Annotated in this window: 3 protein-coding genes, 1 other RNA gene and 1 pseudogene; all 5 read left to right on the forward strand. The window is 72.1% G+C overall.

The window, feature by feature from the left end:
- Positions 1-55 precede the first annotated feature (55 nt).
- A complete protein-coding gene (locus ACFE86_RS17260; RefSeq protein WP_375456560.1) occupies positions 56-496 on the forward strand; it encodes a VOC family protein in 441 nt (146 codons plus the stop codon).
- A gap of 44 nt (positions 497-540) precedes the next feature.
- Positions 541-950: RNase P RNA component class A (rnpB, locus tag ACFE86_RS17265), an RNA gene on the forward strand.
- A 566-nt stretch (positions 951-1516) separates the two neighbouring features.
- Complete coding sequence (gene rsmH, locus ACFE86_RS17270) at positions 1517-2563, forward strand: 16S rRNA (cytosine(1402)-N(4))-methyltransferase RsmH (RefSeq protein ID WP_375456561.1); 1047 nt, start codon at positions 1517-1519, stop codon at positions 2561-2563.
- Positions 2560-2973, forward strand: coding sequence for a hypothetical protein (locus ACFE86_RS17275; protein WP_375456562.1), 414 nt, complete (start codon positions 2560-2562; stop codon positions 2971-2973). The genes rsmH and ACFE86_RS17275 overlap by 4 nt, the downstream gene beginning before the upstream one ends.
- 5 nt (positions 2974-2978) lie before the next feature.
- A pseudogene (locus tag ACFE86_RS17280) lies at positions 2979-3867 on the forward strand (penicillin-binding protein 2); the annotation flags it as partial.

The following is a 3867-nucleotide window of genomic DNA, read 5'->3' on the forward strand; positions in this document are numbered from 1 at the left end:
GCGGCCCTGCGACGACGCGGGAGCCCCGGCTTCCGGATCAAGGGAGACCTGTCTGATGGAATACCTGCACACGATGGTGCGCGTCGCCGACCTCGACGCGGCGCTCGCCTTCTACGTCGACACCTTCGGCCTCAAGGAGGTCCGCCGGATCGACAACGAGAAGGGCCGCTTCACCCTGGTCTTCCTCGCGGCTCCCGGCGACGTCGGGCGTGCGGAGGCCGAGAAGTCGCCGATGGTCGAGCTGACCTACAACTGGGACCCGGAGACCTATTCCGGCGGGCGCAACTTCGGGCACCTCGCCTATCAGGTCGAGGACATCTACGCCTTCTGCGCCGGTCTGAAGGACAAGGGCGTGACCATCAACCGGCCCCCGCGGGACGGATACATGGCTTTCGTGAAGTCGCCCGACGGCATCTCGATTGAAATCCTGCAGAAGGGCGGCGCCAAGCCGCCGCAGGAGCCGTGGGCGTCGATGGAGAACACCGGCACCTGGTAGGCCGCTTGACCGCGCCGCGCGATCCGGCCCACATCCGCGCCGGATCAGCCGGCCGGGCGGCCGCTCCGGGTTCCGCACGGGACCCGGGGAGGAAAGTCCGGGCTCCATGGAGAGACGGTGCCGGATAACGTCCGGCGGGGGCGACCCCAGGGACAGTGCCACAGAGAGCAGACCGCCCCGGACCGCGAGGCCCGGGGTCAGGGTGAAAGGGTGCGGTAAGAGCGCACCGCGGACGCGGCAACGCGGACGGCACGGCAAACCCCACCGGGAGCAAGACCGAATAGGGGCGGCGCGCCCAGCCCCGGAGGGGGAGGGGCAGGCCCGCTCTCCAGGCCAGTCGCCCGGGTTGGTTGCTCGAGGCGGTCGGCGACGATCGTCCCAGAGGAATGGCCGCCACGTCGGGAGCCTTACGCTCCCGGCCCTACAGAACCCGGCTTACAGGCCGGCTGATCCGCCCGTCCGTCCGGCGCACGCGCCCCCGCGCGGGACCTGTTGTCGGCACGCAGAACCCTTGCCCAAGTCCTTCGGATCGCGGCGATTCTCCGGATGCGCCGGGCGGTTCCGGAATATAAGCCGCATCCGTCAGGCCCGGCGCGAAGCTTTCGCCAAGACCCCGCCAAGACTCCGCCGTGGCGACGCCACTAGAGCGGCATGAGGCCTGCGGATCGCTGCGGAATCGCCGCGAAGCGGTGGAAAACTTACCGCCAGTTAACCTTGCTGCGGTCTGATCGAGCGTCCGCGATGCGGATCTGCGCGTGCGTTGACGACCGTCAGAGGCCCATGGTACCCGGCATCATCCCGTCAACGGCGATTTTCGGATCGACGGACGCACCCTGCGGGCAAGCGGGGATCGTCCGCGTGCGCGCCCTTGGCCGCCGCACGACCCGAACCGCCCAAACCTTCCGCGCCGCGCCGCCGCGGCCGGGCGCAGGAAGCCATGAGCCGACCCGTTTCCCACGTCGCCGGCGGGCTCCCTCCGTTACGCACGCGCCCTCTGCCGGTCTTCGGCGGGCTCGCGCGATGAAGCGCCCCGTGCCCGATCCGGCGTGCGGGTCCCACGTCCCGGTCCTCCTCGACGAGGTCCTGGCCGCCCTCGACCTCCCCGGCGCGGGGCTCGCCGTCGATGGCACCTTCGGCGCCGGCGGCTACACCCGCGCGATGCTGGCCGCCGACCCCGCCCTGCGGGTGGTCGGCATCGACCGCGACCCGGCCGCGATCGCCGGCGGGGCCGGGCTCGTCGCGCAATCCCGCGGCCGCCTCACCCTGGTGTCCGGCTGCTTCGGTGCCCTCGACGCGCATCTGGCCGCGCTCGGCGCGGCGCAGGCCGACCGCATCGTGCTGGATATCGGCGTCTCGTCGATGCAGATCGACCGGCCGGAGCGCGGCTTCTCCTTCCGCAACGACGGCCCCCTCGACATGCGGATGGCGGCCTCCGGCACCAGCGCCGCCGACCTCGTCAACGAGGCCGAGGAGGCGGAGCTCGCCGACATCATCTTCCATTACGGCGAGGAGCGCCGCTCGCGGGCGGTGGCCCGCACCCTCATCGAGGCCCGCCGCCGCGGCCGGATCGAGACAACGGCGCAACTCGCCGAACTCGTCGCCGGGGTCGTGCGCACCGAGCCCGGCAGCGGCATCCACCCGGCGACGCGGACGTTCCAGGCCTTGCGCATCGCGGTCAACGACGAACTCGGCGAACTGGTCCGGGCGCTGCACGCCGCCGAGCGGATGCTGAGGCCCGGCGGGCGGCTCGCGGTGGTGACCTTCCATTCGCTGGAGGACCGCATCGTCAAGCAGTTCTTCTCCGCCCGCAGCGGCCGCGCGGTCCAGAACTCCCGCCATCTGCCGGGGGCGCTGCCCGGCGCCGCCCCCGCCGCGGCGAGGAGCTTCCGTCCGGTGACCAAGGGACCGGTGCTGCCCTCCGACGCCGAGACGGCGCGCAACCCCCGCGCCCGCTCGGCCAAGCTCCGCGCGGCCGAGCGGACCGAAGCCCCCGTTCCGGAGCCGCTCGCCGCGATCCAGGCGCTCGCCGCGCTGCCCGAAGCCCCCCGCGGAGGCGCACGCCGGTGATCCGCCTGCTCAACCTGCTCGCCGTTGTCGGCCTCGTCGCCTCGGCGATCTACGCCTACTCGATCAAGTACGACACGCTTTACCAGGGCGGCCGGGTGTCGAAGCTGAGGAGCGGCCTGCACGACGAGCGGCAGGCCATCGCCGTCCTGCGCGCCGAGTGGCAATTGCTGACGCGTCCCGACCGACTCCAGGCGGCTGTCGAGAAGCACCTCGCGCTGGAGCCGATCGGCACGAGCCACCTCGGGCGGCTGGCCGACCTGCCGGCGCGGCCCGAGCGCGGCGACGAGATCGGCCGGCTGCTCGCGGCCACCGCGACCCCGAAGGAGAAGGGCCCGGCCTCCGAGCCCCGCACCACCGGGGCGATCACCCGCACCGTCACGACCCGCACGCCGAACACGGCTTCGAGGTAGTCCCCGTGTCCCAAGACGCCCGCCAAGACCCCCGCCAAGACGTCTCCGAAGACGCCCGCGATGCCGCGACCCGGGACGCGTCCGACGCCGCCGCGCCGTGGGCCGCGCAGGACGCGGCCGCCGACCGCGACCGCGACCCCGCCGCGGCGCCCGCGGTCCAAGCGTTCGAGGCGGCGCCGGCCGAGCTTCGGGCGAACCCGGCTCTCCGCCTGTTCCGGGCGATGTTCCGCCTCGCGATCGAGCGGTCCCACACCCGCGTGGCGCTCGTCGGCCTCGCCTTCGTCGGCGTGTTCGGCGCGATCAGCGTGCGGCTGCTGTCGATCGCGATCTTCGGCGCCCCGCCGAGCCAGGACCACCGGGTGGCCGCCGCAGCCGCGACCGCGATCCGCCCCGACATCGTCGACCGCAACGGCGAGATCCTCGCCACCGACATCCGCACCGTCTCGGTCTTCGCCGAGCCGAAGAACATCTACGACAAGGACGAGGCGGTCGAGCTTCTCACCGCCGTGCTGCCCGAGCTGAACGCGACGGAACTGCGCGCCAAGCTCTCCACGAAGAAGGGCTTCGTCTGGGTCAAGCGCGAGCTGACGCCGAAGCAGCAGGCCGAGGTCCATCGGCTCGGCATCCCCGGCGTCGGCTTCCTGCCCGACCACAAGCGCGTCTACCCGAACGGGGTTGCCGCCGCCCACATCATCGGTGCGACGAACCTCGACAACATCGGCATCGCCGGCATCGAGAAGTACATCGACCAGACCGTGCTGAAGGACCTGTCGAGCTTCGGCGTCGTCGCCAAGCCCACCGACCTTGCGCCGGTGCAGCTCTCCGTCGACCTGCGGGCGCAGTTCGCGGTGCGCGACGAACTCGCCAAGGGCATCGAGCACTTCAAGGCCAAGG

Origin of the sequence: uncultured Methylobacterium sp. (assembly GCF_964244095.1) — a bacterium.
Lineage (GTDB): Bacteria > Pseudomonadota > Alphaproteobacteria > Rhizobiales > Beijerinckiaceae > Methylobacterium.